The organism is bacterium (genome assembly GCA_040757115.1).
GTDB lineage: Bacteria > UBA9089 > CG2-30-40-21 > CG2-30-40-21 > SBAY01 > JBFLXS01.
This window is the reverse complement of the sequence record JBFLYA010000279.1, coordinates 1-4,758: the sequence shown is the minus strand read 5'-3', so window position 1 is coordinate 4,758 and position 4,758 is coordinate 1. Positions and strand designations below refer to the sequence as shown.

At 37.1% G+C, this 4,758-nt stretch carries 3 protein-coding genes; all 3 read right to left on the bottom strand.

The window, feature by feature from the left end; genetic code table 11:
* Positions 1-141: 141 nt before the first annotated feature.
* The gene (gene leuS, locus AB1422_16995; GenBank protein MEW6621000.1) at positions 142-2,601 is read right to left on the bottom strand and encodes a leucine--tRNA ligase; all 2,460 of its coding nucleotides are present in this window, start codon (positions 2,599-2,601) and stop codon (positions 142-144) included.
* A 122-nt stretch (positions 2,602-2,723) separates the two neighbouring features.
* Positions 2,724-3,692 carry a hypothetical protein gene (locus tag AB1422_16990; protein ID MEW6620999.1) on the bottom strand — a complete coding sequence of 323 codons (969 nt, stop codon included), beginning with the start codon at positions 3,690-3,692 and terminating at the stop codon, positions 2,724-2,726.
* Between the two features lie 2 nt (positions 3,693-3,694).
* The gene (locus tag AB1422_16985) at positions 3,695-4,744 is read right to left on the bottom strand and encodes a tetratricopeptide repeat protein (GenBank protein MEW6620998.1); all 1,050 of its coding nucleotides are present in this window, start codon (positions 4,742-4,744) and stop codon (positions 3,695-3,697) included.
* Between the last annotated feature and the right edge of the window lie 14 nt (positions 4,745-4,758).

Genomic DNA, 4,758 nt, shown 5'->3' with positions numbered 1-4,758 from the left:
AGTGTTTCTTGATGTTTTTATAGTGCCTTAGTGGTTTTTCTTTAAAATCTTGTAAATCCTGTAAATCTGCGTCCCATTAATTTTCATTCTCCTTTGTGCCCCGCAGGGGCATGAGCGTTTCTCCTGATAAGCCATTCCAATTCATCCAACAACTACATTCACTAATTTCTTCGGGACTAAAATGACCTTCTTTACTTGTTTATCTTTAATTTTATTCTCAATCTCCTTAATGGCTAAATTTTTTATTTCCTCTTCTGGACAATCTACCGCAACGGAAATCGTGGCTTTTAGTTTTCCATTTATCTGGATGGGGATAGTGATTTCTTGTTCTTTGATTGCCTCGGGGTCATATTTAAGCCACATTTGGTTAAAGATGCTTGTTTTTTTACCCAGCAGTTGCCACAATTCTTCGGCAAGGTGAGGTGCCATTGGAGAGAGTAAAAAAACTACTGCCTCTAATGCCTTGTTAAGCACAAATAAGCTATTTTCGTCATCTTCTCGAAGTCTATATTTATAAATTTCATTAACTAACTCCATTACGGCGGCAATAGCGGTATTAAAATGGAATTCATTTTCTATATCTTCGGTCACCCTTTTTATTGTTTTATGGGTAAATGAATACAATTTTTTATCTTCTGCATTCTGCATTCTGCATTCTACATCCTGTATTCTTTTCATCTTTTCTGCATACTGCTGGACAATTCGATAGACCCGATTCAAAAATCTCCAACAGCCTTCTATTCCTTTGTCACTCCATTCAAGGTCTTTTTCTGGTGGGGCGGCAAAAAGGATAAACAATCTAACCGTATCCGCACCATATTTGGTAATGATATCGTTTGGGTCAACAACATTCCCTTTAGATTTGGACATCTTCGCCCCATCTTTGATAACCATACCTTGTGTGAGTAAATTTTTAAAAGGCTCTTTTACATCAAATAATTCCAAATCTGCCATCACTTTGGTAAAAAAGCGGGCATAAAGCAGATGTAAAATTGCATGTTCAATTCCACCAATGTATTGGTCAACCGGCAACCAGTAATTTGCCTCATTAAAGTCAACCGGGGTATTTTCTGTTTTTGGGCTGATGTATCGGGCAAAATACCAGGATGAATCTACAAATGTATCCATCGTATCTGTTTCCCGATAAGCCTTATTCCCACAATTAGGACAGGTCGTATTAATAAACTCAGAAATATCCGCCAGTGTTTCACCCTTTTGAATATCAACCCTTTCTGGAAGTTGAACAGGAAGTTGTTCATAAGGGACTTTCACTTTCCCACAATTCTGGCAATAAATAATAGGGATAGGCGTTCCCCAGTAGCGTTGTCTTGAGACTAACCAATCTTTCAGGCGATAATTAATCGTTTTTCTACCAATGTTTTCTTTTTCCATCCAGACAGAAATGGCATCAATTGCCTGTTTGCATGGCATATTGTCAAACTGAGCAGAGTTAACCAGATATCCTTCTTCTTCAAAGGCACAGGTCATTGTTTCAGCCGTGAGTTTTTCATCTGGCGATTGAATCACTAATCGTCTTGGCAGGTCATATTTCATCGCAAATTCAAAATCCCGCTGGTCATGAGCAGGAACACACATAATTGCACCTGTGCCATATTCCATTAAGACATAATTACCTATCCAGATAGGTATCTTCTCATTATTAACCGGATTGATGGCATATTGCCCGGTAAAGATACCTTGTTTTTCAATGTCTTCTAATTCCTTTCTTGTTTTATGGAATTCAATAAATTCTTTTATCTTATTTTCTTGAGGCATATCTTTGATAAGTTTTTCTACAAGGGGATATTCAGGGGCTAAGACAACATAAGTAGCACCGAAAATGGTATCTGGTCGGGTAGTAAATACCTTTATAATCTCAGCACTGCCAACGATTTTAAAATCAATTTCTGTGCCAAAACTTTTACCAATCCAGTTGGTCTGCATGGTTAGGACTCTTTGAGGCCAATTTTCAAGCAGGTTTTGTTCTTCTAATAGTCTATCTGCGTAATCTGTAATCTTAAAAAACCACTGGTCTAATTTTTTACTTTTAACCACAGATGAACATCGCCAGCACAATCCTTTTTCAACCTGCTCATTAGCCAATACCGTTTGACACTTCTCGCACCAATTCACTTCTGCCTCTTTTTTATAAACCAATCCTTTTTCATAAAACTTCAGGAATAGCCATTGATTCCATTTGTAATAATCTTGAGAGCAGGTGGCAATTTCGCGATTCCAATCATAAGAAAAACCTAATTTTTTCAATTGGCCTCGCATATATTCGATATTTTGGAGTGTCCATTTTGCGGGATGAACACCTTTTTCTAAAGCGGCATTTTCTGCGGGCAGACCAAAGGCATCCCAACCCATCGGATGCAAAATCTCATATCCTTGCATCCTTTTAAATCGGGCAATGACATCACCAATGGCATAATTGCGCACATGCCCCATATGAATCTTGCCAGATGGGTAAGGAAACATCTCAAGACAATAATATTTAGGTTTTTTTTTAGAAGATATAGTTTTAAAAATCTGGTTTTCTTCCCAGAATTTTTGCCATTTTCTCTCTATCTCAACAAAAGGATAACCTTCTTTATTCATTTTTTACCATTCCATAAAAAATCTGTAACTGTTCACCGCACAGACATAAATTACCACCTGAACGGTTACGGATTTTTTTAAATAAAAGTTTGTCAGTATTTGCAAATCAAAAGGTTGTAGGATTAGAAAATTTTTGTCTCCCAAAGGCTAAAATCAAGGAGAATAACTCGTTTTAAATTTAGAAATAATCCTCTTCCTACCAATCCACATCTATTTTTATTTATTTTTACAAAAGGGCTTTTACCCCAATTTGTTACACAGATTACAGGAAATGAATTTTTCTTTATAACCTTACCATCTTCTAATATTATACCCACAGAAAAAGTGTTTATCATATAACCTTTATATATCTCATTTAAATGACTACCTTGATAAATCTTTCCTTCTTCTTCCAGAAGATGAGGAGTAATTAACCCTTCAGATATTAATCTTTCCCTATCTACAAATAGTAGATAAGTTCCAGTATCAAGGTCACAAGGTAGTTTAACTGTTGTTGTTAGAGATGCGATTTGAATTTCTGTTGTTGGATAATGGTCATCTGGTGCGCCTGAGGTTTTACTCCATATAGAAGCCCCTTCTTCAATCATAAAAAAGTAGTCATTTATAAAAAGAAATGGGAATTTTGCCTTTTCCTCACAGAGTTTTAATATTTCTTTTCTCTGTGGATATTCACAAATATCTGGAGAAGATTTAACTATTACTCCGTTCACTACAGATATCCAGGCGGCATTTAATTCCTGAAATTTTTTATTAAGCCAATCTTTGTTCTTTTCCCACAGGAGAGAGTCTAACTGAATCTTTTGCTCCTCCGTAAGGGAAGAAAACTCCTCTAATCTTAAATTCTCTCCAATAAACCCACTTTCATACCTTGTTGGTTTAAAGAAGTTAGTGGATTGTTCAATAATCCCCATAGTCTCTATCTCGGCTGGTTTTGAGGTTGTTGGTAAAGTGGGAATGTTCACAGTCATATTTATTACAGTTATATTCATATTAACTTCCGGATGGTCTTTTACTAACTCTTTAATTCTTCTTCTTTCTCTTTCCTCCAATATTGGTAGAAGCTCTTTAATTTCGGCTCTAATCGAATCCATACTTACATCTCCCTTTGAATTTCCCTAATATACTGCTCAAATCTCTCCTTGCCTAAAGACCCTTTTAGTCTATTAAGGTAGTCGAGTGTATTTTCAAGATGTGGGGAGTTAAGTTTCCTGAATACTGAAGATGCTTGAAGATAATTCCTGATGGCTGATTGATACTCTCCCTTCTCTTCATGAACTCTACCAAGTTGACCAATCGTGAAACCAATCCCTAACTCGTCCCCCAGTCCCTCAGCTATCTTTCTTGCTTCTTCATAGTGGTCTATTGCCTTTTGATATTCCTTTAAGGAAAGGAAAACATTACCCAGATTATCAATCCAGTCTTCTTCGGCTTGCCTATCTCCAATCTCCCTGGCTATTTTTAGTGCCTCTTCAAAATATTCAATCGCCTTCTGGTATTGACCTGAAGAGTAATAAGCATTACCTAAGTTGCCAAGACGACTTCCTTCACCCTGCCTATCTCCAATCTCCTTAGCTATCTTCAGTGCCTCTTCAAAATATTCAATCGCCTTCTGATATTGACCTAAAGAACGATAGGCAATACCTAAGTTGCCAAGCTCAGTTCCTTCATCCATTCTATCTCCAATCTCTCTGGCTATCTTCAGTGCCTCTTCATCATATTCAATCGCCTTCTGATATTGACCTAAGGAGAAATAGGCATGACCTATGTTGCCAGTAATTGCTCCCGCTGCCTGTCTCTCATTTAATCCTTCAAATATGGGTAATGCCTCTTCATAGAGTTTGATAGCCTGATGATACCTTGCAAGCCGCAACGATAGACTGGCTAAGATAAATGTAGAATGAGCTCTAAGAAGACTATGACCTATTATCTTTGCTGATTCATAGTTAAGGGTAGCAAGGTAATATGCCTGTGGTGGAGATTGGTTAGCCAGGCTATTGATTGTTTGCTCCAGATTTAACACTGCCTCTTTCTCCAGCCAGGGTTTTATCCTTTGACTATGAACTTCTGCTATTGCCTCATCTAAGGAAACTTGTCCTTTTACTACTTTACTTACTAAATCTAAAAATATCTCTTTAGCATTCATCTGTTTTTATCCTC

What these genes read in the sequence shown, in the direction of transcription:
- leuS (MEW6621000.1), bottom strand. Translation starts at nt 2,601, where the DNA reads ATGAATAAAGAAGGTTATCCTTTTGTTGAGATAGAGAGAAAATGGCAA.
- AB1422_16990 (MEW6620999.1), bottom strand. Translation starts at nt 3,692, where the DNA reads ATGGATTCGATTAGAGCCGAAATTAAAGAGCTTCTACCAATATTGGAG.
- AB1422_16985 (MEW6620998.1), bottom strand. Translation starts at nt 4,744, where the DNA reads ATGAATGCTAAAGAGATATTTTTAGATTTAGTAAGTAAAGTAGTAAAA.